General features: G+C 48.4%; 24 protein-coding genes, 1 riboswitch and 1 other annotated feature. Of the genes, 14 read left to right on the top strand and 10 right to left on the bottom strand.

Going from position 1 to position 24,972, the window contains the following annotated elements:
• The first annotated feature begins 3 nt into the window (after positions 1-3).
• The 3 genes from DCMF_RS10845 (at position 4) to DCMF_RS10835 (ending at position 3,050) form a co-directional block, all read left to right on the top strand.
• Positions 4-870, top strand: coding sequence for an ABC transporter ATP-binding protein (locus tag DCMF_RS10845; RefSeq protein ID WP_148134449.1), 867 nt, complete (start codon positions 4-6; stop codon positions 868-870).
• Positions 863-1,519: an ABC-2 transporter permease gene (locus DCMF_RS10840; protein ID WP_148134448.1), complete on the top strand. Its 657-nt coding sequence runs from the start codon at positions 863-865 to the stop codon at positions 1,517-1,519. Before DCMF_RS10845 ends, DCMF_RS10840 begins: the two co-directional genes overlap by 8 nt.
• 157 nt (positions 1,520-1,676) lie before the next feature.
• Positions 1,677-3,050 (top strand): phosphomannomutase/phosphoglucomutase, encoded by a 1,374-nt coding sequence (locus DCMF_RS10835; protein ID WP_148134447.1) that lies wholly within the window; start codon positions 1,677-1,679, stop codon positions 3,048-3,050.
• A gap of 34 nt (positions 3,051-3,084) precedes the next feature.
• Here DCMF_RS10835 and DCMF_RS10830 read toward each other — a convergent pair whose 3' ends face one another.
• Entirely contained in the window at positions 3,085-3,702 is a 618-nt protein-coding gene (locus tag DCMF_RS10830) for a DUF3298 and DUF4163 domain-containing protein (RefSeq protein ID WP_148134446.1), read from the bottom strand.
• A gap of 64 nt (positions 3,703-3,766) precedes the next feature.
• Complete coding sequence (locus tag DCMF_RS10825; protein ID WP_148134445.1) at positions 3,767-4,348, bottom strand: hypothetical protein; 582 nt, start codon at positions 4,346-4,348, stop codon at positions 3,767-3,769.
• Between the two features lie 256 nt (positions 4,349-4,604).
• On the opposite strand from DCMF_RS10825, the gene DCMF_RS10820 reads away from it, so the two are divergent.
• The 3 genes from DCMF_RS10820 to sdaAA are packed head-to-tail and all read left to right on the top strand — an operon-like array spanning position 4,605 to position 7,543.
• On the top strand, positions 4,605-5,936 hold the full coding sequence (locus DCMF_RS10820; protein ID WP_148134444.1) for a hemolysin family protein: 1,332 nt from the start codon (positions 4,605-4,607) through the stop codon (positions 5,934-5,936).
• A 30-nt stretch (positions 5,937-5,966) separates the two neighbouring features.
• Positions 5,967-6,635 carry an L-serine ammonia-lyase, iron-sulfur-dependent subunit beta gene (sdaAB, locus tag DCMF_RS10815; RefSeq protein ID WP_148134443.1) on the top strand — a complete coding sequence of 223 codons (669 nt, stop codon included), beginning with the start codon at positions 5,967-5,969 and terminating at the stop codon, positions 6,633-6,635.
• Positions 6,636-6,664: 29 nt separating this feature from the next.
• On the top strand, positions 6,665-7,543 hold the full coding sequence (gene sdaAA / locus DCMF_RS10810) for an L-serine ammonia-lyase, iron-sulfur-dependent, subunit alpha (protein ID WP_148134442.1): 879 nt from the start codon (positions 6,665-6,667) through the stop codon (positions 7,541-7,543).
• A 59-nt stretch (positions 7,544-7,602) separates the two neighbouring features.
• Here sdaAA and DCMF_RS10805 read toward each other — a convergent pair whose 3' ends face one another.
• Complete coding sequence (locus tag DCMF_RS10805) at positions 7,603-8,439, bottom strand: histidinol-phosphatase HisJ family protein (RefSeq protein WP_148134441.1); 837 nt, start codon at positions 8,437-8,439, stop codon at positions 7,603-7,605.
• Positions 8,440-8,661: 222 nt separating this feature from the next.
• A riboswitch (cyclic di-GMP riboswitch) is annotated at positions 8,662-8,745 on the top strand.
• Between the two features lie 96 nt (positions 8,746-8,841).
• On the opposite strand from DCMF_RS10805, the gene DCMF_RS10800 reads away from it, so the two are divergent.
• Positions 8,842-10,782, top strand: a complete 1,941-nt coding sequence (locus DCMF_RS10800; RefSeq protein ID WP_214659264.1) for a methyl-accepting chemotaxis protein — start codon at positions 8,842-8,844, stop codon at positions 10,780-10,782.
• Positions 10,783-11,022: 240 nt separating this feature from the next.
• Here the strand turns inward: DCMF_RS10800 and DCMF_RS10795 are convergent, their stop codons facing one another.
• Complete coding sequence (locus DCMF_RS10795) at positions 11,023-11,520, bottom strand: superoxide dismutase family protein (protein WP_148134439.1); 498 nt, start codon at positions 11,518-11,520, stop codon at positions 11,023-11,025.
• 172 nt (positions 11,521-11,692) lie between these two features.
• On the opposite strand from DCMF_RS10795, the gene DCMF_RS10790 reads away from it, so the two are divergent.
• Positions 11,693-12,889, top strand: a complete 1,197-nt coding sequence (locus tag DCMF_RS10790; protein ID WP_148134438.1) for an amidohydrolase family protein — start codon at positions 11,693-11,695, stop codon at positions 12,887-12,889.
• On the opposite strand, the gene DCMF_RS10785 is transcribed toward DCMF_RS10790, so the two are convergent.
• From DCMF_RS10785 to DCMF_RS10760, 6 genes are all read right to left on the bottom strand, one after another.
• Positions 12,871-13,638, bottom strand: coding sequence for a TIGR03915 family putative DNA repair protein (locus DCMF_RS10785; RefSeq protein WP_236860243.1), 768 nt, complete (start codon positions 13,636-13,638; stop codon positions 12,871-12,873). The genes DCMF_RS10790 and DCMF_RS10785 overlap by 19 nt on opposite strands.
• On the bottom strand, positions 13,635-14,939 hold the full coding sequence (locus DCMF_RS10780; protein ID WP_148137839.1) for a putative DNA modification/repair radical SAM protein: 1,305 nt from the start codon (positions 14,937-14,939) through the stop codon (positions 13,635-13,637). Before DCMF_RS10780 ends, DCMF_RS10785 begins: the two co-directional genes overlap by 4 nt.
• 79 nt (positions 14,940-15,018) lie before the next feature.
• On the bottom strand, positions 15,019-15,843 hold the full coding sequence (gene pheA / locus DCMF_RS10775) for a prephenate dehydratase (RefSeq protein ID WP_214659263.1): 825 nt from the start codon (positions 15,841-15,843) through the stop codon (positions 15,019-15,021).
• A 37-nt stretch (positions 15,844-15,880) separates the two neighbouring features.
• A complete protein-coding gene (gene aroF / locus DCMF_RS10770; protein WP_148134436.1) occupies positions 15,881-16,894 on the bottom strand; it encodes a 3-deoxy-7-phosphoheptulonate synthase in 1,014 nt (337 codons plus the stop codon).
• A 163-nt stretch (positions 16,895-17,057) separates the two neighbouring features.
• Positions 17,058-17,326 (bottom strand) — a binding site (T-box leader).
• A gap of 86 nt (positions 17,327-17,412) precedes the next feature.
• Complete coding sequence (locus tag DCMF_RS10765; RefSeq protein WP_214659262.1) at positions 17,413-18,048, bottom strand: DedA family protein; 636 nt, start codon at positions 18,046-18,048, stop codon at positions 17,413-17,415.
• A gap of 196 nt (positions 18,049-18,244) precedes the next feature.
• Positions 18,245-19,318, bottom strand: a complete 1,074-nt coding sequence (locus DCMF_RS10760) for a M24 family metallopeptidase (RefSeq protein WP_148134434.1) — start codon at positions 19,316-19,318, stop codon at positions 18,245-18,247.
• A gap of 460 nt (positions 19,319-19,778) precedes the next feature.
• Here DCMF_RS10760 and potA point away from each other — a divergent pair, with 460 nt between their 5' ends.
• From potA to DCMF_RS10735, 6 genes are all read left to right on the top strand, one after another.
• The gene (gene potA, locus DCMF_RS10755; protein WP_148134433.1) at positions 19,779-20,825 is read left to right on the top strand and encodes a spermidine/putrescine ABC transporter ATP-binding protein; all 1,047 of its coding nucleotides are present in this window, start codon (positions 19,779-19,781) and stop codon (positions 20,823-20,825) included.
• Positions 20,822-21,646 (top strand): ABC transporter permease, encoded by an 825-nt coding sequence (locus DCMF_RS10750; protein ID WP_148134432.1) that lies wholly within the window; start codon positions 20,822-20,824, stop codon positions 21,644-21,646. Before potA ends, DCMF_RS10750 begins: the two co-directional genes overlap by 4 nt.
• Positions 21,640-22,431: an ABC transporter permease gene (locus tag DCMF_RS10745; protein WP_148134431.1), complete on the top strand. Its 792-nt coding sequence runs from the start codon at positions 21,640-21,642 to the stop codon at positions 22,429-22,431. The genes DCMF_RS10750 and DCMF_RS10745 overlap by 7 nt, the downstream gene beginning before the upstream one ends.
• Positions 22,428-23,474 (top strand): ABC transporter substrate-binding protein, encoded by a 1,047-nt coding sequence (locus DCMF_RS10740; protein ID WP_148134430.1) that lies wholly within the window; start codon positions 22,428-22,430, stop codon positions 23,472-23,474. Before DCMF_RS10745 ends, DCMF_RS10740 begins: the two co-directional genes overlap by 4 nt.
• 168 nt (positions 23,475-23,642) lie before the next feature.
• Entirely contained in the window at positions 23,643-23,777 is a 135-nt protein-coding gene (locus DCMF_RS30075) for a hypothetical protein (RefSeq protein ID WP_257790954.1), read from the top strand.
• 152 nt (positions 23,778-23,929) lie between these two features.
• A complete protein-coding gene (locus DCMF_RS10735; protein WP_148134429.1) occupies positions 23,930-24,949 on the top strand; it encodes an ATP-binding protein in 1,020 nt (339 codons plus the stop codon).
• The last annotated feature ends 23 nt before the right edge of the window (positions 24,950-24,972 follow it).

Below are 24,972 nucleotides of genomic sequence, written 5' to 3'. Positions count from 1 at the left end.
AGAATGGCGCCGGTTTTAGAAATTAAAGGGTTACAAAAGAAATTTTCCGGTTTTACCTTAAAGGATATCAATCTGTCCCTGGACCAGGGATATATTATGGGTTTTATCGGTCCCAACGGGGCGGGAAAAAGTACCACCATGAAACTGATCCTCAATTTACTGAAGAAAGACAGGGGAGAAATAAAAATCTTCGGCCGGGATCATCTGAAGAACGAAATAGAAATCAAGAACCGCATCGGTTTTGTCCTGGATGAAAATTATTTTTATGAAGAATTAACGGTCCGGGAAATGAAAAGAATTTTATCCCCTTTTTACCGGAACTGGGATGAAAAAGTATTTTCCCAGTATCTCAAAGATTTTGACCTGCCTCCGCACCAGAAAATCAAAAGCTTATCGAAAGGGACAAAAATGAAATTTTCCTTAGCGGTGGCCCTTTCCCATCAAGCGGATTTTTTCCTCATGGATGAGCCTACTTCCGGCTTGGACCCGGTGATCAGAAATGAGCTGCTGGAAATATTGTCATGGATCAGGCAGGATGAGAAGAAGGCGGTCTTCTTCTCCACCCACATCACCTCCGACCTGGAAAAGATTGCTGATTATGTGACCTTGATCGATCAAGGAGAGATCGTGTTAAGTACGGGGAAAGATGATCTTTTAGAAAAGTATGGCCTGGTGCGGGGGGGAAAAGAACTTTTGACCGGTGATGTGCGGACGCATTTTATCGGCATCAAGGAAAACCAGTTTGGCTTCCAAGGCTTGGTCCAGGATAAACAAAGGGTCAGGCAGCTGTTGGGCGATCGGGTATTGATAGAAAAGCCGACCTTAGAGGATGTAATGCTTTATTACACAAGGAGGGGTGCTCATGCTTAGTCTGGTGCTGAAAGATATTCTGGTCCAGAAGAAAACCGTATTGTTCAGTTTTGCCTATATCCTTTTTGTGATCATCGCCTTTCAACATATGGGCAACGCTATGTTTCCCGCGGCTATTGTGGCGTTTAATTATTTGGTGGTACTGACCTCCTGCACCTATGATGAAAAAAATAAATCGGATGTTTTCATTAACAGCCTGCCCATCACCAGGGCTCAGGTGGTCAGGTCCAAGTATCTTTCTGTGCTGGTTTTTTTTACCATGGGGCTGTTGTGTTACCTGGCGGTCGCCGGAATTGTGCATCTTTTGGGGCTGCCGATCCAGGCCTATCCCGTGAGCTGGGAAGGCTTGATCAGTGCGATGGCCGGCGTGGTTTTTGTGAATGGCATCTATTTACCTGTGTTTTTCAAAGTCGGCTACGTCAAGTCCCGCATGCTTAATTTTGTCTTGTTTTTCGGCGGCTTTTTCGGCCTGTCCCTGTTAGGGGATTTTGTGAAAAACCGGGAGGGTGTCTTGGCCCAGGGGTTTATCCGGTTTATGGCCGGACAGTCCGAGAGCATGATTTTATTCCTTTTGTTTGTTTTAGTGGTTGTTCTGATGGTGGTTTCTTATGGGCTTTCCATCAAATTTTATCAAGGCAGAGAGTTCTGAGGGAAAACCGACACTTAAAGATAGGAATGTCCCCAAAACATGGCCAGACCGAAGAAAAGCAGGTTGGGGTGCGCCTGCATATATTGAAGCAGATGATCCTGCATCAAAACAGCGCTTGATGGTGGATGCAGGATTTAAGCTTCAAGGAGGATGGGCGATGAGCGGGGTTAAGGAGTGTATTTTTCGGCAGTATGATATTCGGGGCATATTTGGAGAAGACTTTACCGAGTATGATGCCGAATTAATCGGTAAAGCATTCGGCACATTTGTGAAAAAAAAAGGAGAGACCACGGTGATTGTGGGTCAGGACAACCGGAAATCTTCTCCGGTGATTTTTCAGCATCTGGTGCTAGGATTGCTTTCCACGGGCGTGCATGTGCGAAATATCGGTGTGGTCGTTTCCCCCATCTTTTATTTTGCCACCTACCATTATGGGATAAAATCAGGGATCATGATTACCGCCAGCCACAACCCGGCTAAGTACAACGGTTTTAAGGTACAGTACGGGGGGCGGACCCTTTTTGGGGAAGAGCTGCAGGAATTGAGACAGATCATTCGTCAAAGCGATTTTGCCCGGGGGAGGGGAACATTGGGGTATCACTCACCGGTCAGTGATTATTTTTCCATGATTCAAGATAAAGTTAAACTGGGTGCCAAAAAACTGAAGGTGGTGGTAGACTGCGGAAACGGCACCGCGGCTTATTTTGCTCCTGAGATCGTCGAGGCCCTGGGCTGTGAGGTGATCCCCCTCTATTGTGATTCGGATCCGGAATTTCCCCACCATTTTCCCGATCCGGTGCGGCCGGAAAATCTCCATGATTTGATTCAGGCCGTAAAGGAAAACAGAGCGGATCTGGGGCTGGGATTTGACGGCGATGGGGACCGCCTGGGGGTTGTGGATGATCAAGGAAACATTATTTGGGGCGATATGCTGATGGTCCTTTTCTGGAGAGAAATCCTGCCCAAATATCCCGGTACCCCGGGGATTGTGGAGGTAAAATGCTCTGATCTCCTGGTTCAAGAGATTGAACGCTTGGGGGGAAAGCCTGTTTTTTATAAAACAGGGCATTCCTTGATCAAAGCCAAAATGCAGGAGCTAAAGGCTGTTTTTACCGGAGAAATGTCCGGCCATCTGTTTTTTGCCGACGAGTATTTCGGCTTTGACGACGCTATTTATGCCGCGGCCCGGCTGCTGAGAATTCTTTCCCAAAACGATCAATCTTTGAGCGATTTGTTATCCGGCATACCCAAGACTTTTTCCACCCCGGAATTGCGCATTGCCTGCACCGAAGAGAAAAAACCTTATTATGTCGCCCAGGCAAAGGAATATTTTCGGAAAAAAGATCTGCCCATGATCGAGATTGACGGGGTGCGGGTAAAGTTTCCGGGAGGGTGGGGACTGGTGCGGGCATCCAACACGGGCCCGGAACTGATCGTCAGGTGTGAGGCGGATACACCGGAGAAATTGGAAAAAATTAAAGGGGAAATAGCCTGCTCCATATTTCCCCTCAGCTTAGCGGACCAGCACTAAAAAGAGGGACGAAAAATTTCGTCCCTCTTTTTTCTTAGAATGATCCCAGCATCGCGCCCAAAGGTCCCTCTTCATCAATGATGTCCTGGATATCGTAAACGGAAATGGGGAAGTAAGGGAATCCATAGGCATAGGGGGTGATGTCGTAGAGCTGGAAATAGATTACCAATGCTTTGTCGGCGATATAATAATCCTGGTCGGGTTTAATTTGGGTAAATTCTTCAAATACCGGGACATCCCGGGCGATGATTTGTGCCTTGACCAGTTGGGAGAGGCGGGCCACATAGTCGGCCCCGGGTTTAAACAAATCCTTGAGGGTATAAAGTTTGCCTGTTTCCACAGAAAAGGTGGGCGACTTGATGATGGTTAAGCCGTGGGCTCCCCCGGAAAAAGCATAGTTGAGCAAGGACAGGCTTAAAATACCTCTCTGGTTGTTTTTGATTTCATAGGAGGCGGTGATGGTGGTGTTTTTGTCTTCAAAATAGCCTTGCTGCCGCATTAAGTCGTACACCATTCTCAAGATGGTGTCATTGATTTTTTTTTCCACCTCTTTGTCGGTAATCCCTCTTATCACAGGATAGAATGAATCTAATCTCGGATTAACCAGATGGACTGTATTAACCTGGACAGGAAGTTTCGTCAGATTGTTCACGTCTTTCGTCTCCTTGATTTTTGATTTTCCCTTACCATCCTTTCCTTGAACCAGGTTCGTGATTTTATAAGAAAAATCTTAATTCGATCCAGTCGAAGGCAATCCAATCGCCATCCCCTGTATTTGAGGTGTTTCTAATGGTGACCCGATTGTTCATCCGTGCGGTGCCGGAGGTAACCGTCAAAACCAATTCATTCCAGTTGTCGAACCTTTGGCCGGAGGGGCGGCCGTGGACGAAAGGCAGCCTGGCGGGAACATTTTGCCGTACGCCGTTGAACAGAACGCTCATACTATACCGGCTTTCGGGTACGTTGTAGTGGTCATCCAGGGCCCCCCGGATCACCAGTTCCACTCTCCGGGCATTGTTGAGCACCAAAGCCAGGACCGCGGGGAGGTTGAAGGTCCAGGTTCCCTGGGTGTTTGTGTATAAGATGTCTGCGTTGCCGCTGGGATTACCGTAATTGGGATAACCGCTCAGCTCTTTGCGCATAAAAAGTACACGCGAGGGGGTGGGGTTGCTTAAAATGGGGGGCGGATCCTGGCGCAGAGCCTGCTCATCGTCTACCACCTCATCTTCCAGGGCTCTCATGAAAGGGTTTGGGGACGGACCAAAGGGACACATACCATACCAATTGCAGGGTAACATCAATTTTCACTCCCATCCTTTTTTGCTGTATTTTATTCGGTGCTTAATTCTAAGGTGTCAGAGAGACAAGGCGGTGGGGGAGTTTTTGTTCCGGGAAAGCATTTTTCTTTGCTCTTGAGAAGGGTTCCCTGGAAGAACAAGCGAATAATAGTTAAATGATAAAATTTTTCCAGTCATCCAGGTTTTTTATTTCAAAAGGGTATCATTATTTTTGTTTGGTCAAACAATAATCAGGAGGAGGGGAAAGCATTAAACGATGGACGGGATTGCTTGGAGTTTTTTTAAAATTATCACCGCTTTCTTGTTGGTGGTGCTGAATGGTTTTTTTGTTGCGGCCGAGTTTTCCCTGGTCAAAGTGCGTAAAACCCGGCTGGCTGAGCTGGCGGAGGATGGTTCCGGCCGGGCCCAAGTGGCATTGGGTGTGACGAGCCAGTTGGATGCCTATCTTTCTGCCTGCCAGCTGGGGATTACTTTAGCTTCTTTAGGCCTGGGCTGGCTGGGGGAACCTGCCATTGCTTCCCTTTTGGACCCCTTATTTGTCCATATCACGGCATGGACACCTCTTTATACCCATACCATTTCTATTATCATTGCTTTTGTGCTGATTACATTTTTTCATATTGTTTTGGGAGAGCTTGTGCCCAAATCTCTGGCCATTCAAAGGGCAGAAGCTTTAGCACTCCGTACGGCAGGACCTTTAAGGCTTTTTTTCCGGGTCTTCTATCCGGCTATTTGGGCTTTAAACAGTTTGGCCAATTCATTTTTGAAGGTTTGGCGCATCCAGCCGGCCAATGAAGCAGATTTGTCTCATACGGAGGAAGAATTAAGAATGCTGGTGGAAGCCAGCCAAAAACATGGACACCTGGATAAAATGGAAGGAAAGCTTTTGGATAATGTATTTGAGTTTTCCGACCGGGTGGTGAGCGAAGTGATGATTCCCCGGCAGGATATGGTCTGCCTATACGTGCAGGATACGGCGGATGAAGTGCTTCAGGTGATCCATAAATATGGGCACACCCGCTATCCTCTTTGTGATGATGATAAGGATAACGTCTTAGGGCTGCTCCATATCCGGGATTTATTCAAATGTAAGGAAGAGCTGGAGCATTATGACCTGGCCCAGGGGAAGCGGGATATCCTGATTGTACCGGAAAATATGCCTATTTCTCATCTGGTTCAAAAAATGCGCAGCGCCCGAACCCACATGGCGGTTGTGGCCGACGAATTCGGCGGCACGGCGGGATTGGTTACCATGGAAGACCTGGTGGAGGAATTGGTAGGAGAAATTTATGATGAATTCAACCAGGAACAACCCTTGATCACGAAAGTAAACGACGAGGATTATGAAATCAACGGCCGGGTTCTTTTGGATGAGGTTTCTGAACTGCTCCAGGAAAAAATTGAGGATGATTCCATTTCCACCCTTGGGGGCTTTGTTTTTTCCCGCTTAGGCCGAAGACCGGCCGTGGGGGATGAAGTTGTCTACAAGGAGTACGTTTTTAGGGTGGCGGAGATGATGGGCCTAAGGATTACGAAAATTCGCGCCATGAAGCATGCGGCCCCACATGGGGGGACGGAAGACAGATAGGAGATCGTGAGTATCAAGGAGGGGATGGGATTGAATGAATATGGCGTTTTTGACATCATCGGTCCGGTGATGATTGGGCCGTCCAGTTCACACACCGCCGGCGCGGCAAGACTTGGTTATCTGGCCAGGAAGATTGCGGGAGACGAAATTCAGGAGGTTGTATTTATCCTGCACGGGTCTTTTGCCAAAACCCATAAGGGCCATGGCACGGATAAGGCCCTTTTAGCCGGGGTGCTGGGCCTGTTGCCGGATGATGCCCGCATCAAGGATGCTTTTGATCTGGCCCGGGAAAAACAGATCCGCTATCGTTTTGAGACGGCCGATTTGGGCGAGGTCCATCCGAATACCGTGAAGATCGTCATGAAAACCGTGTCAGGAGAAGAATGGGCCGTTACCGGCTCCTCCATCGGCGGGGGAAAGATAAAAATCATCCGGATCAATGAGATGGATGTGGAATTTGAGGGCGAGTATCCTACTCTGATCACCTGTCATCAGGACTTTCCCGGGGTTGTGGCGGCCATCAGTGCCGTTCTGGCCAAGTTTAAGATCAATATTGCTTTTATGAAATTATTCCGGGAGAATAAGGCGGCCCATGCCGTCTTAATTGCGGAGACGGACGAAAATATTCCCCATGCGGCAGTGGAAGAATTGGAAAAAAATTCTTATATTCTAAAAGTAAAAGTTCTGCAGCCTATTTAACTGCTTACGAAGAAAGGGAGGGTTGCCCGGTGCAGATCAAAAACGGTGCCGATCTGATCCGGATTTGCCGCCAGGAGAAGATGCGCTTGCATCAGGTGATGCTTGAATACGAGAAAACAAAATCAGGCAAATCCGTACAGGAGATCACGGAAAGTATGAAGTTTCAGCTCCATGTGATGCGGGAAAGTGCTTATCAGGGGTTAAACGAGCAATTGGATTTTCGCGGCAAAATGATTGGCGGACAAGCCAAAAAACTACATCGCCGCTTAGAAACAGCAGTGCCTCTATGCGGACACACCATGGCCCGGGCGGTAAGCTTTGCCTTAAGCGTTACAGAAGTCAATGCCGCCATGGGGCGGATTGTGGCCGCGCCGACAGCAGGATCCTGCGGGGTGATTCCGGGCGTGTTTTTTAGTCTGGAGCATACCCACCAAGTACCGGAAGAGCAATTGGTCCAGGGACTTTTATCGGCAGGCGCCATTGGGCTGGTGATCGCGAAAAATGCTTCCCTGTCCGGGGCGGAAGGCGGATGCCAGGCGGAAATCGGTTCTGCCTCTGCCATGGCGGCGGGGGCGGCGGTGGACATGATGGGCGGGTCGGTGGAGCAGTCCCTTCATGGAGCGGCCATCGCCCTGAAAAACCTTTTGGGCCTCGTGTGCGACCCTATTGCGGGACTGGTGGAAGCGCCCTGTTCCAAACGGAATGGGATGGGCACGGCAAATGCCTTGGTGGCCGCAGAAATGGCTCTGGCCGGTATCGAAAGCGTGGTCCCTTTTGATGAAGTGGTTCAGGCCATGTATCAGGTGGGCAGAATGATTCCCTGTGCGCTGAGAGAAACGGCGGAAGGGGGATTAGCAGCCACGCCGACAGGCCGGAAATGGCAAAAGGAGATTTTTCAGGAAGGATAGAGGAGGGGAAATAAAATAACCTGCCGGATCGTATCCGTAGCAAGGATACCGGGCAGGTTCTAAGCGGTAACGGGGAAATTTCTTTGAAAGTGATCCAGCTTGATGAAGAAGGGCCGGCGTTGATTAAATTGGGTGATATGGTTAAATCCGGCTGTTCTTAACATGTCATAGGCTAAAGCAAATTGAGCGCCAATATCTTCCGGTTTGTGGGCATCGGACCCTACGGTAATGATTTCCCCGCCCAATTCCCGGTATCTCGTCAATATTTCCAACGAAGGGTGGGTCTGGTTTAATCCGTAGCGATAACCGGCCGTATTTAGTTCAATGCCATGTCCTGACTGGATGATGGTTTTTAAAATAGCATCCACAATATCCGCGTACTCCTGGTAAGCTAATTTTTTGGGGCTGTGCGGATTGTATCTGGCCACAAAATCCAAGTGTCCGCATACATCATAGTCGGAAAAATGCCGGACGTTGGACAGCAGGCCTTCCAGGTATTTGATATAAGCGGCTTTCGGCACGGATTGGGCAAAAAATTCCGGGTCACTGCAGTTAATTCCGGCCACCGAATGCGTAGAGAGAATCACAAAGTCAAAAGGATATTTTTTCAGCAAATGGGTGACCTGGTCTAAAACATGGGGCTGGGCGCCGATTTCCACCCCTAAGCGTAGCGCAATCTCCTCTTGGTATTTGGCTTTTAATTGGTTGAAAGAGACCAAATACTTATCATAGTCAACGAGGAAGGGATTGGGGTCACTGGGATAGTCAAAGTCAACATGGTCCGTAAGGACAAGTTCTTTCAATCCTTTAGTGATCGCTCCTTTTATGACGCTTTCCATGGGGGCATTGCTGTCCGGGGAAAAGTTCGTGTGTACATGATTGTCTGAGAATAACATTGTCTCACCCCCTTTCTTCTTTTACTCATATTGTAAATTTGATTTATTAAGGTTGTGTTAAGCCTGGATAATTGTTGTGTTACAAAATAGCCCATTAGCAAGATCTCATGCTTTCATGGCATAGCGTTAGGAATACATATTGTTTTTTACTGTGGGACTAGATCAATGAAAGGGAAATAGAAAAAATTGCCGAAATAATAGAAATAATGTCGATTTCGGAGACTTAGAAAAGAGCAAATCCGGCGAAAGCCGGAGACGCAAAGCTAACGGGTCTAAAACTTTTGTGATGATTGCCGGGCTGCCAAAGGATAGGGAGAATTACGGGGGAAAACATCTATCCGAGGAGGGTGCGACGATAGATGTTTTTGTATTTAGGAGAAGATGAAAGGGGGAGGGGGCAAATTGGGTGCAAAAAGAACAAAAAGTATTAAAACCTTGGTGATCGGGCTGTCGTTATTGGTAATTTTTTGCGTATTCGCCGTCCAAACTGGCGTAGGTTTATTCAGGTTTAATAACATCGTCAGGCAGGACATTGACACCATGTTAAAGCAGCAGACGGCGGATGAAGCGGAAAATGTGGCGGACCGCATCGATGAAATGGGTGAAATTAGCTTTACCTTTGCCAATAATGTTCAAGCCATGCCCGAATACGATGAGGATATTGTGCTCTCTTTAATGAAACCATACATTGCGTCCAATAGCTTAATATTTGGGGGCGGCATCTGGTCGGAACCTTTTATTCTTAACCCCAAGGAAAAATATTACGGCCCTTATCTTTATAAAGACAACGGCTCTGTGCAGTTGACCTGGGACTACAGCAACCAGGAATATGATTATTTTCAATATGACTGGTATAAAATAGGCTTTGATACGGATAAGGAGTATGTGTGCTCCGAACCTTTCTTGGATACGGTGACAAATGTAGCGATGATGACTGTGAACAGCCCCATCAAAAAGGATGGGAAACAAATTGGGGTTGCTACTTTGGACCTGGGTATTAACGAGCTTTCCGATTATGTGAGAAGCATTCAAGTAGGGGAAAAGGGCTACGCCTTTATTCTTACCGGCCAGGGCTATTATCTGGGAAACAAGACAAAGAGCAAGGATATGACCATGAGAATAACGGAGGAAAAAGATGCCCAAACCGTGGCCTTAGGGAAGACGATTTTATCAAAAGATACCGTGGAGATTCAGGAAACTTCCTTGAATAACAATGATTGCTTTATCGGCTATGCCCCCATTGGTGAAACAGGGATGAAGCTGGTTACCGTGATGCCCCGGAGTGAAGTGTTGGGCGCGGTGGACAAGTATGTCACGGATAGTATGGTAGTGTTTGGTATTTCCATGATCCTGTTAGCCTTGTTCTTATACCTGCTGCTTTCCCGTAAGGTGGCGAAACCATTAAACTCCTTGATGCAAAATGCGGAAAAGATTGCCGCCGGGGATTTAACGGTAGAAGGAATTACCTCACAGGCCAAGGATGAAATCGGTCATTTGGCCCTGGCGTTTAATACCATGCTCCAAAATCTGAGAACGATGATCAACCAATTGCAGGAGAAATCTCTCGCTGTGGCAAATTCATCCACCGAGTTATCGGCCAGTGCGGAAAATATCGTCGCCGGTACCACCGAGACCACTTCAACCATCTCTCAGGTTGCTGTCACAGTGGATCAGGTTTCCGTCAATACCCAGCGTATTGCCGATTTGTCCGTTCAGGCGGCAGGCTTTGCTGCCGAAGGCAGCGTAGGAATTGAAAATGTGACCCGGCAGATGAGCAGCATCGAACAGGCTTCTATCGCTGTGGGAAATGTGATTCAGGACCTTTCTCATTCCGCGGCAAAGATTTCCCAAATTGTAGAAATGATTGCGGAAATCACGGACCAGACCAATTTATTGGCTTTAAATGCGGCCATAGAAGCGGCACGAGCGGGGGAGCAAGGACGGGGATTTGCTGTGGTTGCGGAAGAAGTAAGGCGTCTTGCGGAACAATCTGCGGCAGCAGCGAAAGAAATTCACGGCCTGATTTCCTCCGTTCAGCAGGAAATCCAGCAAGCCGTGCAATCCATGGAGCAAGGTGCGGTACAGGTGCAGAAAGGAAATCGGGTGGTGGAAACGCTCGGGGAGATATTCCACAAAATAAATAATTCCGTCGAGGATTTAGCCAATGAAATCCAATCCGTCGCTACAGCAACGGGACAAATATCTTCGGCCATGGAAAATGTGGCTGCCGCGGCGGAAGAGCAGACCGCAACCATGGAAGAGGTTTCCGCGACCAGCCAAACATTGGCCGTACTGGCTTCAGAGATGGAAAATTTGTCTGCTAAGTTTCGATTGCAGCAATAATGGAAGGTAGACGATTCTTTTTCAGAAGCTTAAAGATGAAAATTTTAACAGCATAAAGCCACTTATTAAGGGGCTGTTGCAAGACGATCTAAAATGTTCGTAATGCATCAGCCCCTTTTTCTACACACAAAAACAAACTGCGGGCCCCGAAGAGCCCGCAGATGCTGTATAATTGAGTTATGCAAAATCCCATTTTGAGAATTTTCACCGCTTTTTTTATTGTAGACAGGTCCCGGGCTGTTAGTAGTTCATCCAATTATAGACGCATCTGATTACTCCGCAGGCCAGGCGCTTTCCGGAATTGCCCGCCGGCTGAGTCCGGTAGTCGTCGGGGTTTTGATGAATGACAACAGATTTGCCAATAATGTCCCCTACGGTGAATTTATCTGTAAAAAATATCATCCAGGCATTGCCGTTATTGGAAAAGAGTACGGGAAAATCTCCTGCATGGTTGCCATGAGGCTGATTGGTAGGATTCCAATGTTCGCCTGCGCCCTGGAAGGGGTTGTTTACGTCGCCCACCGAACAGTCGCCGTTCTGGTGGAGATGAAATCCATGGGGGCCAATGGGAGGCTGGCCGTTTTGCGCGGGCCGGTATGGGGGTAGTCCGGTCACGTTGGCATATACCTCCGTGCCGCCGGCAACAGCTCGAAAATAAACGATTCCTCTCAGATTAGGGGCCAATGGGCCCCCTCTAATTTGAGCAACTGCCATCATACACGGGTATTGACTGTTCATCCGCGTCAACTCCTGAATTAATTTTCTACTAAAGCCTATGAGTGAGGCGGATGATTTAGACCCTTCAGGATGGGAAAGGGAAAAGAAATCAGTATTTTAGTAAATTGGGGACATTCCTCCGACGGGATAGGAATGCCTAATATAGAGGTGTGTCCCCTAACAGGAGGAAAATATGGTAAAAAAGATGATTTGTCGCCATGATCCGGCTGTTCTGGTTCCGGACAGTATTCTAGATGTTGCGGAAGGCCGGTTGATCAGAGGAAAATCAGTGGCCCTGAAAAACGGGGATATTGCCGGTCTGTTATCTTCCCAGGAGAGGGCGGCATGGGTAGAGCGGGAACGGGCCCAAACGGTTGATCTCACCGGACTGACCCTTCTGCCCGGATTGATTGACTGTCATGTCCACTTTGCCCTGGACGGCGTTGACTTTAACCAGGCTTTGGAGCGCTGGAAGGACCCTGCGCAGATGGAAGCACATGTAAAAAGTGCCGTGGCAGGCTTTGTAGAACATGGTGTTTTGGCGGTCCGGGACGGCAGCGATATCCAAGGGATTGGTTTCCGGACAAAAAGTTCCGCCGCAGGCAGCCTGGTGGTCCGGACCACCGGGTTTGCCATCCGGCGGCAAGGCCGTTATGGAACTTTTTTGGGGCCGGGCGTAAGAGACACGGCGGAAGCCAAAAGGCAGATTGCCCAATTGGCCCGTCAGGGGGTCGACCAGATCAAGGTTGTGGTTTCAGGTCTTGTCAGTTTTTCCCAATATGGTCAGGTGGGGCCCATTCAGTTTTCTGTTCCGGAACTGAAAGAGATTGTTCGTGCCTGTCATGAAACCGGCCTACCCGTGATGGCTCATGCCAGTTCCGAGGCGGGGGTAAGAACAGCGGTAGAGGCAGGGGTAGATTCTGTGGAACATGGTTATTTCCTGAGTGATGCTTCTTTAGAGGCCATGGTGCAGAAGGGGACGGCCTGGGTTCCCACCTTGATCCCCATCGCAGTGCAGGCGAGAAAACCCTATGCGGATACCCATTCCCCGGAAGGGGTTTGTGTTCTGGAAAGAACTTTCCGGCTCCAGATGGAAAAAATCCAAAAAGCGGTTTCTCTGGGGGTGCTCCTTGGCATCGGCACGGATGCCGGGGCCATCGGCGTCCGGCATGGTTCATCCTACTTTGAGGAAGTGCAGCTCTTTCAAGAGGCGGGTTTATCTAATGGGGTGATCCTGCACATGGCGATCGCCCATGGGGCCAAAATAATTGGCCTGGAAGACCGGCTGGGGGCGGTGGAACCGGGTAAAATGGCCTGCCTCCTTGGGATCAAGGGCAATCCCCTCAGCCGGCTTTCCGCCCTGGAAGAGGTTCAAGTAGTGGTGTGCTGAAGGGTTTCCTCTTTTTCTACGAGATATTTCCAATATTTCATCGGCATCAGTTGTTTTTGGAGGGCGGGGTTTCTTCTTTCCCCAATAGCAATGCTTCGATAGTATTGGCGCCAGAGATCCTGGTAGGCTGCTTCCTGATCGGCTAAAGGGGGAATTTGTTGCCTGGTCAAATCCGTGATGACCCACTCATGGGGATGATGGACGGCGGCCAGGTTTCTTTTCACGTCGTGGATGATCCAGTTCTGATCCGGGAGGCGCCGGGCAAAGTGGGGGGCCAGCAGCATGGTCACGTTATTGTCCGGTTCATAAGGGGCATAGTAAACAGGGGTATTCAGGCTTAACTGGCGAAACCGGATCAGGCCCAGCAACCGGTGCCTTTCCCCTGCCACCCGGTAGCTGAGATCATGGATTTTTTTCACCCGGTCGTCATCCAGAAACATGTCCAGTTTTTTTCCTGCCTGCCAACCGAAATCCAGATAATTCAGGACCCAGGTGCCTGTGTTTGCATCTTCGCTCAGGAAGGCATACATAATATGCTCCAGGGCGCGCCGGGAGATCTTTTTTTCGATGGCGGCATAGACCTGATCGGACTTGGCGGCGTCTGTCCGGAAAAAGTATTTCTCTTCAAAGAGCCTTTCCTGTAAATCCGGCCGGAATAAAATCCGGTCCGGTTTTTTGAAATAATAAGCCTGGTAAATGGCTGTGAGCATGCCTTCAAAAGTGCCGTCGAAAATAAATATCACCATCATAATTCTCCCAGGACGGTATTTTGGAAATCCTCGCCGCTATGGGCGGGAAAGGAAAACAAAGAAAGCTGTTCCCAAGGAGGCTTGTTCGGTAAGGTCCGGGGCGGTTTTGTGAGCAGTCCTTGTTTAATGGTATTTTCTTTCATGTCCCGGTCGCCGCAGAATTTGCCTTGACAGGTGATGAAATAACGGGCCCGTTTCATCACAATGCCCAGTTTGCTCAAACCATCAAAATTCAGGGCATGAACTTTCCGGGCGGTGATAATGCGCTGGGCGGAGCGCACCCCAATCCCGGGCACCCGGAGCAGCATTTCATAGCCGGCCCGGTTGATCTCCACCGGGAACAGGTGCAGATTTTTCAGAGCCCAACTGCTTTTCGGATCCAGGTCCGGGTCAAAGTTGGGATTTGCTTCATTGAGCAGCTCGCGGGCGTCAAACCCGTAAAACCTGAGCAGCCAGTCCGCCTGGTACAGGCGGTGTTCCCGGAGCAGGGGCGGGGAAGAAATCGCGGGCAGATTGGGATGGACCCGCACGGGAACGTAAGCGGAATAATAAACCCTTTTTAAGAAAAAACTTTTATACAGGCTCTGGGACAGGTTGAGGATCTTCAGGTCCGGATCCGGGGTAGCGCCTACAATCAGTTGGGTCGTCTGGCCGGCAGGAACAAACAAGCGGCTTTTTTTCCGGTACGTTTTTTCCGAGCGGGCGTCTAGAATCTGGGAGTGAATAAACCCCATGGGCTGTAAGAGAGCTTTTTGGTTTTTCTGCGGGGCGAGAAGCTTTAGGCCTTGATCGCTGGGAAGCTCAATATTTACACTCATGCGGTCCGCAAATTTGCCTGCTTCTTCCATCAAACGAAAATCTGCCCCCGGAATGGCCTTTAGGTGGATGTAGCCGTTGAACCGGTAGTCCAGCCGTAATTTTTGCACCACCTGGAGCATGATTTCCATGGTATGATCGGGACTCTTTAAAATGGCCGAGCTTAAAAAAAGGCCTTCGATATAATTGCGCCGGTAGAAGCCGATGGTCAGATCGACCAGTTCGTCCGTGGTAAAAGAAGCTCTGGGAATATCGTTGGAAACCCGGTTTACACAGTATGTACAGTTGTAAATGCATTCATTGGAAAGAAGTATTTTGAGCAGAGAAATGCACCTGCCGTCACTGGACCAGCTGTGGCAGATGCCGGACACATGGCCGTTGCCAATGCCTCCCGGCACGTTCTTTCTGGAACTGCCGCTGGAGGAACAGGATACATCATACTTGGCCGAATCGGCCAGGATGCGGATTTTGTCTGCCAACTCCATCTTGATCACCCTGAAAAGTATTTCTGGGTAGATTTTATCACAAAATGGATTTGCATGCAAACATTTGTTCGGACCTATTTTAGGAATTCCTAGGATAGGATCCCATCACAGACAAAAATGTGGTATGTTGTTTTGCCTGGTGCAACACACGCTGAACCTCTTCGTCTTCCTGATGACCTTCAAAGTCTACATAAAAAATATATTCCCCCAGTACTTTCCTGGAAGGACGGGACTCGATTTTGGTTAAGTTGATGCCGGCCTGGGCAAATAGGACCAGCATGGAAGCCAAAGTTCCCGGCTGATGCTCCAGAGAAAAGGCGATAGAGGTCTTGTCATGCCCCGTGGGGCCGGTAATTTCTTTTTTTAAGATTACAAAACGGGTAAAATTTTCTGCCCCATCACTGATGCTTTCTTCTAAGATGTGCAGCCCGTAGATTTTTGCCGCCCGTTTGTTCCCAATGGCGGCACAGGAATGCAGCTCCAAGGCGACCCTTCTGGCTGCTTCGGCCGTGCTGGAAACGGCATGACAGGGGATGGCGGGGAGCCTCTTTCTTAGGTAGTCCTGGCATTGGGCTAAAGCATGGGAGTGGGAAAAAACGGCGGTGATCTCGTCTTTTTTCACGCCCTGGTTGACGAGCAGGTGGTGTTGCACGGGCAGGACCAGTTCGCCGGATATTTTCACATCCTGGTAACTGGTCAAACCGTCCAACACCGGCGTGACCGTCCCTTCCAGAAGATTTTCCATGGGCAATACTCCCGTCGTCAGATTGCCGCTGGCAACACCTTCAATTACAGAGATCAAATTGACACAAGCTGTGAGATGACCGGCAGGAAAAAGGGTTTCCGCAGCCATTTCACAGAAGGTGCCCGATGGGCCTAAAAAACCGATGGTCTGGTTTGGCATGTTCACATTCATCCTTCCCGATCGCATTGTAAGAAGCTTACATAGCCCGGCCTAAAACCTCCGCTAAGGGTTTCAGGCCCTGCATCATGCACTGGTATTTTTTCAGGGATAAGGATTGGGGCCCGTCGCACATGGCCTGCATGGGATTGGGGTGGACTTCCACCATGATGCCGTCGGCTCCTGCCGCTAAACTGGCTTTTGCCAAGGGGGTGACCAGCTGCCAATCTCCCGTGGCATGACTGGGGTCAACGACCACAGGCAGGTGGCTGAGTCTTTTGATCAGGGGCACAGCGCTGATGTCTAAGGTGTTTCTCGTTGCGGTTTCGTAAGTGCGGATCCCTCGTTCGCAAAGAATCACCGCATAATTTCCTTCGGACATAATATATTCCGCCGCCATTAACCACTCCTCAATGGTTGCCGAAAGGCCTCTTTTCAGCATCACCGGTTTGCCTGCTTTGCCTGCCTGGCGCAATAACTGGAAATTCTGCATGTTGCGGGCCCCGATCTGCAGAATATCCACATAATCCAGGGCCATATCCAGGCTGTATGAGTCAATCACTTCGGTGATCACTTTCAATCCGGTTTTCGCTTTGGCTTCCGCTAAAATTTCCAGCCCTTTTTGCTCCAGGCCCTGGAAACTGTAGGGAGAGGTTCTGGGCTTGAAAGCGCCGCCCCTTAAGATGGTCCCTCCTCCGGACTGAACTGCCGCCGCCGTGGTCAAAAGCTGTTCCCGGCTCTCTACGGCGCAGGGGCCGGCGATCACAGTAAAATTGCCTGCGCCGATTTTCACCCCATCGATGTCAATGAGGGAGTCCTCGGATTTCATTTCCCGGCTGACCAGCTTATAAGGCTTCATGATCGGAACAATGTTTTCCACACCGTCCATCAGCTCCAGTCCCATAGAAGGAATCAGTTTGCGGTCTCCGATAGCGCCGATGACGATTTTTTCCACACCCCGGATGATGTGGGTGCCGAATCCTTCTTTCTCCAGTTTATCTGTGACGGTACGAATATTTTTTTCTGTCGCCTTTTTGTGCATCACAATAATCATTTTTACGCCCTCCTTAAAAGTCTATGTTCAATAAAAAACTCCACAGCATCCCTCAATGAGGGACGAACTGTGGAGTGTCCGCGGTACCACCCTGGTTGGCAGGCTAAAACTGCCCATCTTGACAGGTACGGGAATAAACTTCATAAAAAAAACATCTCATCCTGTTAGGAACGAGATGTCTCGTGGTACCATCCTATTTGGCATACAAAATGCCCGCTTGATGAGGTACGGGAAGTTATCCGATACCCTCTTCCATGATAACGGCGGAAGTATTCCGGCTCCGGCTAATAGTGATGCTAGGGACAGCACCCGTTCACCTTGCGGCTCAGGAGGGAACTTCGCTTGGTCTTGTTTTGCATGTGCTTCCAGTCTCTGGCACATACTCCCTGGGAAAACAGGTTCCGAACTACTTTTCTCCGTCACAGCCATTTAAATTATGATTTGACAATAATTCTATCAAGGCAAATATCCTTTGTCAAGACATTTATTTCTACCCCTAGTTTTTTTTTGAGCGCTTCTTACGCATCTCCCAACCATTTATTGGCCTTCTGGAATATTCTTGATTTGATCAACAAATAAACGCAGATGACGGCGACAACCAGGGCAACAACACCAACCCAGGAATACCGTTCCGCCAGGCGTAAGGCATAGCTCCAGTTGTTTCCCAAAAGGTAGCCCAGGATGGTCATGAAAGCTACCCAGGGAAGAATGCCGATCCAAGTATAAAAATAGAAAGAAAAGGTAGGCATTTTGGCAATGCCGGCAAAATAGGAGATATAATTGCGGAAAAACAGCAACCGGCCAAAGGCCACGGTCGGATTGCCGAATTTATGAAACCAGCGCTCCGTGCTCTTAAAGTACTTATGAGAAAATCCAATATAGGGACCATAGTTCAAGATCAAAGGCCTGCCGCCGATTTTTCCCACCAGATAGGGAAAAGTACCGGCCAGGGTATAGCCGATGGAAGCGCAAAAAATCGCCAGGGGTAAAGAGATTTTTCCCTGGGAGGCTAAAAAACCGTAAAGCAGTAGAAAGGTTCCTCCCGGAAAAGGTATCGACAGTCCTTCCACAAAAAGGGCCCCGGCAGCACCCAGATATCCCCATTGGGCGGCCCAGGGAATGATTTTGGCAAATTCAAACTCCCCAAAGTGCACCTTGTTTCCAGCTCCTAAAAGTTCATTTAATATAATATTATATACGAAAATTTGAAAAAATTCTAGAAGGAAGATACAAGTATTGCCCCAAAATAACAAAAAAGCTCAAGCCGGATGAGGCTTAAGCTCTTTAAGGACAGAAGGGCAGGGCAGACGGCGCCCATAAAAATCAGTTTACCGCCTGTACTTTCCTTTTTTAAAGAATCATCAGTTCTTTGGGAGCATGGGTCAAAACCTCGCACCCGCGCTCCGTTACCAATACCGTATCTTCGATTCGCACGCCTCCCCAGTTGGGCAGGTAAATTCCCGGTTCTACCGTGACCACATTTCCGGAAACAAGAATTTCTTCATTCCGGGAGTTGAGAGAAGGTGCTTCATGAATTTCTAATCCTACCCCATGACCTAATCCATGGGAAAAGAACTCGCCGTATCCCGCTTCCTTAATGATATTTCTCACCCGGTGGTCAACTTGAGAAGCCTTGATGCCGGCAGAAATTGCCTGAACCCCTTCTTTCTGGGCATAAAGGACCAGATCATAGATTTGTTTTTGTTTTGCATCCGCTTTTCCCATCGCTACGGTCCGCGTCATATCGGACCGGTAGCCTTCATACAAGGCGCCAAAATCCAGGGTGATCAAATCACCGTATTGAATTTGCCGTTGGGAAGGAACCCCATGGGGCAGGGAGGATCTGGGACCTGAGGCGACGATGGTAGGAAAAGCGGTCGAAAATGCCCCCTGCCGTTTCATCACATATTCCAGTTCCGTTTCGATGTCTTTTTCCGTGATGCCGATGTGCACATACTTGAGGATGTTCGTAAATGCCATGTCCGCGATGTGGGCGGCCCTTTTCATGAAATCAATTTCATGGGGATCCTTGATGCTGCGGACACTTTCCACAATTCCCAAGGTAGGGACAAATTCCAGATCCGGAAGAGCGTGGGAAATATTTTCGTACCCATCAAAGGTCAGGTAATCTTTTTCAAATCCTAAACGGGTGATATGCAGCCTGCTGACCATAGTTTTTAAAGTTTCCTCCAAAGAAGGAAAGGGATGCCGGTAACGGACAATTTCAAAACCGGGGCATTCTTGTTCTGCTTGTTCCGTATAACGGGAATCGGTGATGAGAATCTTTTTTTTCGCTGTAATAATCAGATAGGATTCGGAGCCGGTAAAATGACTAACGTATCTCAGGTTCGCGTCTTTCATGATCAGCAGACTGTCTACCCCGTGATCCTCCATCGATTTTATAACTCTGTCTATTCTTTCCATGTTTATTATTCTTCCTTTCCAAACTGTAAAATTATCTGAAAGTCAGCGGCAGCTGCCCATTCACATTCGTTAAGATTTATTATCTCCTTTTAGTCCTTGTTTAAAAATGACCGTGTGGGAATGGTAGAATTTTACTGTCCTCCTTGTCTAAACAGTATGATATTCTTTAGCCGGCACATGAATCCTTTGTTTTTTCACATTTCTGAAAAAATTTATGTTATATTTGTGTTATTTTTTTTACATTTTCAAAACAAAAAACCGTTTCTTCTCAGGAAAGACCTCTCCTGCCCTGAAAAAAAGGGCTCAGGGGCTTTTAAAAAATATTTTTCTCGAAATATTGACATTAATCGATGAATCCCTTAAATTTAATTGGGTCGGAAGTTTAAATGATGAAAAAGACCAGCATCTTGCAGGTTTCTGCCCCGTTTCAAACACCGGATGATTGGGGGAGGTCATGGGTATGGCACAACATATTATTGAATTGGTCAATGTTTCAAAAGAATACGACGGCAATGAGGCCTTGAAGAATATCCGCCTCTACATCCGGAAAAATGAATTTCTCACCCTGCTGGGGCCCAGCGGCTGCGGAAAGACAACTACCCTGCGCGTAATCGGGGGATTTGAACAGCCATCCTCCGGAGAGATTCTGTTTGAGGGGAAGAATATTAATTCTTTGCCCCCCTATAAGAGAAGAGTCAATACTGTTTTTCAGAGATATGCCTTGTTTCCCCATATGAACGTTTTTGAAAATATTGCCTTCGGGCTGAAAATTAAACAGATTGCCCAAAATGTGATTCAGGAAAGGGTCCGCGCCATCCTCAGCCTGGTAAATTTGTCCGGGTATGAGACCCGGTCCGTAGACTCCCTGAGCGGGGGGCAGCAGCAGCGGGTGGCCATCGCCCGGGCGGTGGTAAACGAGCCCGAGGTGCTGCTCCTGGATGAGCCTTTAGGCGCTTTAGACCTTAAATTAAGGAAAGACATGCAGCTGGAGTTGAAAAAAATGCAGCGGCGCCTGGGCATTACTTTCGTTTATGTAACCCATGACCAGGAAGAAGCTTTAACTATGTCCGATACGGTGGTGGTGCTGAACAATGGCGAGATACAGCAAATCGGCACGCCTCAGGATATCTATAACGAACCGAAAAACGCCTTTGTGGCGGAATTCATCGGTGAGAGCAACATTGTGTCCGGGATCATGATCGAAGACGGATCTGTCCGGTTTGCCGGCCGGGATTTTGCCTGTGTCGATAAAGGATTTCTCAAAATGGAACCCGTAGATGTGGTGGTACGCCCGGAAGATATCAAAATGGTTCCGGAAGACCAGGGGATGCTGAAAGGTGTCGTCACCTCCGTGATCTTTAAAGGTGTGCACTATGAAATGGAAGTTTTGGGCGCCGGGTTCACCTGGAAGATTCATAACACGACGATGGCGGCCGTTGATTCCCGTGTGGGTCTGAACATTTTTCCCAATGACATTCACATCATGAAAAAGGCGGGCGGGATATGAAAAGAAGCTGGATCTCATTTCCTTACCTGGTATGGATGGGGATATTTGTGGCGGTGCCCTTGCTGTTGGTGATTTACTACAGTTTTACCGCCATGAGCAGCCGGGGCATGGAATTTAGTTTAGCCGGCTACCAAAAGTTTTTTGAACCTGTCTATATCAAAGTATTGTTTCGCTCCGTGATGCTGGCCTTAATCAGCACGGTATGCTGCCTGGTGATCGGCTATCCCCTGGCCATGATTCTGGCCGGGAAGGATTTAAGCAGCAAAAACTTTCTCATTTTGTTATTTGTCTTGCCCATGTGGATGAATTTTTTATTGCGTACCTATGCCTGGATGACCTTGCTGGAAAGAAAGGGTTTAATCAATACATTCTTTTCTTTTCTTCATCTTCCCACCATCCAAATGTTGTATACCAATGAAGCCGTGATCCTGGGCATGATCTACAACTTTCTTCCTTTTATGGTTCTGCCCATTTATTCTGTTTTAAAGAAGATGGACCATCATGTGATTGAGGCGGCAAAAGATTTGGGGGCAAATGACATCACCGTATTCTGGCGCATTGTTTTCCCTCTCAGCTTACCGGGTGTGGTTTCCGGAATCACCATGGTGTTTATGCCGGCGGTGTCCACCTTTGTCATCTCCCGGCTTTTGGGAGGCGGCCAATTTACCCTGATCGGAAATCTGATCGAGCAGCAGTTCTTGTACGTGGGAGACTGGCATTTTGGTTCTGCCCTGTCCATCGTCATGATGATTTTAATCCTGATCAGCATGGGAGCCATGGCCCGGTATGAAAAGGATTATGAGAGAGGTGGGCTATGGTAGGCCGGTTTATGCAAAGATTTTATGTCTTTCTCATTTTTCTGTTTTTATATGCGCCCATTATTGTCCTGATCGTTTTTTCCTTTAACAGTTCCAAATCCCGGGGCCATTGGGACGGCGTCACCCTTAAGTGGTATCTGGATCTATTTCGCGACCCCCAGATCATGAAAGCGTTGTATTATTCCCTGGTGATCGGCATCCTCTCTTCGGCGGTTGCTACGGTCGTAGGGACCGGGGCGGCCATCGGCATCGACAACATGACCAGATTCAAAAAGAAGATGGTGATGAACCTTACTTATTTGCCCGTGTTAAACCCGGATATTGTCACCGGAATCTCCTTAATGCTTTTGTTTATCTTTGTAAATATGAAGCTGGGCTTCCTTTCCCTGCTGTTTGCCCATATTACCTTTAATATTCCCTATGTGATTTTATCAGTGCTCCCCAAGCTGAAACAGCTGAACCGGCACCTGTATGAGGCGGCTTTGGATCTGGGGGCCACCCCCTGGACCGCTTTTAAAAAGGTGATCCTGCCGGAAATCATGCCCGGGGTGGTTACCGGCGCTTTGTTGGCTTTTACCTTGTCCCTGGATGACTTTGTCATCAGTTTTTTTACCACCGGGTCCGGTGTGTCCAATCTGTCTATCGTCATTTATTCCATGGCCCGGAGGGGGATCAATCCCAAGATCAATGCTTTGTCCACCTTAATGTTTATCAGTGTGCTGCTGCTTCTCATCATTGTCGATAGAAGAATGTCAAAAGATCAAGTTAAAGGAGAGAGTAGAGTATGAAAAAAACTGCCCGAATCGTATGGATGGTGATGCTGGCGGCCATACTGGCCATGGCGGGTACAGCCTGCGGAAAGCAGCCCCAGGCGACATTAAATGTGTACAACTGGGGCGACTATATTGATGAATCGGTGCTGGGCGATTTTGAAGAGGCGACCGGCATCCGGGTCAATTACGAGACCTTTACCACCAATGAAGACATGTACATTAAAATCAAATCCGGGGGCAACAGCTATGATGTGGCGATCCCTTCCGATTACATGATTGAAAGAATGATCAAAGAAGATTTATTGAATAAAATAGACCTGAATCATATTCCCAATATTCAATATATCGAACCCTCCTTTCGCAAACTGGACTATGATCCCCAAGAAGCCTATTCGGTGCCCTATATGTGGGGGACGGTGGGCATCCTCTATAATAAGACCATGGTCAAAGAACCGGTGACCGGCTGGAAAATATTATGGGATGCCAAATATAAGAAACAAATCTTAATGCTGGACAGCCAGCGGGATTCCATCGGGGTGGCCTTAAAAATGCTGGGTTATTCCTTGAATACCCGGGATCAGTCGGAACTGGAGGCGGCCAAACAGGCGCTGATCGAACAGAAGCCTCTGGTGCTGGCTTATGTAGGGGATGATGTGAAAGATAAAATGATTTCCGGCGAGGCGGCATTAGCGGTGGTGTGGTCCGGCGACGCCGTGTATATGAAACGGGAAAATCCGGACCTGGAGTATGTGATCCCGGAGGAGGGAAGCAACCTGTGGTTTGACGCCATGGTCGTTCCCAAAACCAGCACCCATCAAAAAGAGGCGGAAATGTTTATCAACTTTATGTGCGATCCGGAAACTGCCTTGAAAAATACGGAATATATCGGCTATTCCTCTCCGCACATGGAGGCGAAGAAGAATCTGTCTGCGGAGGTTTTAAACGATCAAACGGCTTATCCTTCCGAGGCAGATGTCAAAAGGTGTGAAATCTTTAAAGACCTGGGCGAGTACTTAAAAGATTATGACCGCATCTGGACGGAAGTCATGGCCAATTAATGATCAGGTCCATTTGAGCAGGGGGTTGCCCCTGCTTTTTCCTTTTGTCCCCTTGCTTCCGCCACTCTGCATAGAAACTATGCAGGTGAAAAAGATTTCTGCAGGGAGTAGTGATTTGCCGGAAAGATCCAACAGACTGTTGGCCTTCCGGCTTTGAGGAGGCCCCGAATGAGACAAAAAAATGGGCCTATTTTTCCTTCCGATCTGAAAAAAATTTTGCACCAGTTATCTACCTGCATGCCCCGTATGCCGGGAAAATCAGGCACCGGATGGGGTTCGCAAATTGGCATGCTTCTTGCATAAGAATCATGCAGGGACAGAAGGGAAGAGGTTGCTTTCCCGCGTGCCTTTGTGGCATGGCCGGCAAGCGGACCAGACCGGCTACAAGGGAAAATTGACGCCATGCCCAGGCGCCCCGGACTTTGAGAATTTCCATCTGAGAGGAGAGGGTTTGCATGCAGCAATATGATGAGGCTTTATTTGAGTACTATCAGATTCCCCGAAAATACGAATTTCTCATCCCCAGCTTTTTGAGCGACGCGCAGATTGATTTAATCATGCTCATGGGCCACGAGATCATGGAGCATGAACAGCTGGTGGGACTGATCCATGAGAAGATGTCCTTTCAGGTATCTTTTCCGGACCGTTTTATCGCCGATTCCTACCATGATACCATCCTGGATAAGGTGATATCGGAGGAGGGAAAGCTCTGCTATAAGCTTGGCGAGTTCTATAACAGAATTGCATGCTGTGCCCGGTATGAATACGACAAATGGGTCCTGCTTGATGAAAAGGTTCGGTTTGAGCTGGATCAATACATCTTAAGTGAATATTTGGCCCGGGGAGTTGATGAGACGATCACCCAGTGTATGAACGGCGGCATTGATCCCAAGGGGCGGATCAATGAGTTCATCGACCTGGAGGACGCCAAAAATATTATTGATCATGCTTCGGCATATGTCTTTCAATTCAGGTGTGACTGCAGGTCCTATGTGCACAGGTGCGACAATCCCCTCGATAATTGCATCCATTTTGGAAAACCCCATATTAATTCACCGGCGGACAGAGGCCATGGAAAAAGGCTCACAAAGGAAGAGGCCTTTGAGGTCTGTCGTCAAGCTAACAAGCACGGTTTGATGCAAAATTTTGAGCTCCATAGCGGCGGCATTTGCAATTGCTGCGCCTGCTGCTGTATCCCGATCCGGACCAGCATCATCAAGGGCAGTAACCATATCTGGCCCATACCGAAGGCTTTTATTGAAATAGACCAGGGGAAATGCATCAAGTGCGGAAAATGCGTAAAGATCTGCCATTTTGGCGCTCTATCCAAAGAAAAGGGCCAGGATTCCCCTGTCGTCTATGACAAAGAAAAATGCCGGGGCTGCACCCTGTGCTATCCCAACTGCCCTTCAGAGGCCATCAAGCTGGTCGATAAAAGAGAAGTGAAATATCAGAATTTGGATGAAGATCATTAACCTGAGCGGAGCGAGTGCCTCTC

The sequence above is a fragment of the Candidatus Formimonas warabiya genome (assembly GCF_002777255.1).
GTDB lineage: Bacteria > Bacillota > Dehalobacteriia > Dehalobacteriales > Dehalobacteriaceae > Formimonas > Formimonas warabiya.
Note: the sequence above shows the minus strand (reverse complement) of the source record. Positions and strands in the feature narration are given on the sequence as shown.

What these genes read in the sequence shown, in the direction of transcription:
- DCMF_RS10835 (WP_148134447.1), top strand. Translation starts at nt 1,677, where the DNA reads ATGAGCGGGGTTAAGGAGTGTATTTTTCGGCAGTATGATATTCGGGGC.
- DCMF_RS10740 (WP_148134430.1), top strand. Translation starts at nt 22,428, where the DNA reads ATGAAAAAAACTGCCCGAATCGTATGGATGGTGATGCTGGCGGCCATA.
- DCMF_RS10785 (WP_236860243.1), bottom strand. Translation starts at nt 13,638, where the DNA reads ATGATGGTGATATTTATTTTCGACGGCACTTTTGAAGGCATGCTCACA.
- DCMF_RS10820 (WP_148134444.1), top strand. Translation starts at nt 4,605, where the DNA reads ATGGACGGGATTGCTTGGAGTTTTTTTAAAATTATCACCGCTTTCTTG.
- DCMF_RS10840 (WP_148134448.1), top strand. Translation starts at nt 863, where the DNA reads ATGCTTAGTCTGGTGCTGAAAGATATTCTGGTCCAGAAGAAAACCGTA.
- DCMF_RS10805 (WP_148134441.1), bottom strand. Translation starts at nt 8,439, where the DNA reads ATGTTATTCTCAGACAATCATGTACACACGAACTTTTCCCCGGACAGC.
- aroF (WP_148134436.1), bottom strand. Translation starts at nt 16,894, where the DNA reads ATGATTATTGTGATGCACAAAAAGGCGACAGAAAAAAATATTCGTACC.
- DCMF_RS10745 (WP_148134431.1), top strand. Translation starts at nt 21,640, where the DNA reads ATGGTAGGCCGGTTTATGCAAAGATTTTATGTCTTTCTCATTTTTCTG.
- DCMF_RS30075 (WP_257790954.1), top strand. Translation starts at nt 23,643, where the DNA reads ATGAGACAAAAAAATGGGCCTATTTTTCCTTCCGATCTGAAAAAAATT.
- potA (WP_148134433.1), top strand. Translation starts at nt 19,779, where the DNA reads ATGGCACAACATATTATTGAATTGGTCAATGTTTCAAAAGAATACGAC.
- DCMF_RS10780 (WP_148137839.1), bottom strand. Translation starts at nt 14,939, where the DNA reads ATGGAGTTGGCAGACAAAATCCGCATCCTGGCCGATTCGGCCAAGTAT.
- DCMF_RS10750 (WP_148134432.1), top strand. Translation starts at nt 20,822, where the DNA reads ATGAAAAGAAGCTGGATCTCATTTCCTTACCTGGTATGGATGGGGATA.
- DCMF_RS10760 (WP_148134434.1), bottom strand. Translation starts at nt 19,318, where the DNA reads ATGGAAAGAATAGACAGAGTTATAAAATCGATGGAGGATCACGGGGTA.
- DCMF_RS10735 (WP_148134429.1), top strand. Translation starts at nt 23,930, where the DNA reads ATGCAGCAATATGATGAGGCTTTATTTGAGTACTATCAGATTCCCCGA.
- DCMF_RS10845 (WP_148134449.1), top strand. Translation starts at nt 4, where the DNA reads ATGGCGCCGGTTTTAGAAATTAAAGGGTTACAAAAGAAATTTTCCGGT.
- DCMF_RS10790 (WP_148134438.1), top strand. Translation starts at nt 11,693, where the DNA reads ATGGTAAAAAAGATGATTTGTCGCCATGATCCGGCTGTTCTGGTTCCG.
- pheA (WP_214659263.1), bottom strand. Translation starts at nt 15,843, where the DNA reads ATGCCAAACCAGACCATCGGTTTTTTAGGCCCATCGGGCACCTTCTGT.
- DCMF_RS10795 (WP_148134439.1), bottom strand. Translation starts at nt 11,520, where the DNA reads ATGAACAGTCAATACCCGTGTATGATGGCAGTTGCTCAAATTAGAGGG.
- DCMF_RS10825 (WP_148134445.1), bottom strand. Translation starts at nt 4,348, where the DNA reads ATGTTACCCTGCAATTGGTATGGTATGTGTCCCTTTGGTCCGTCCCCA.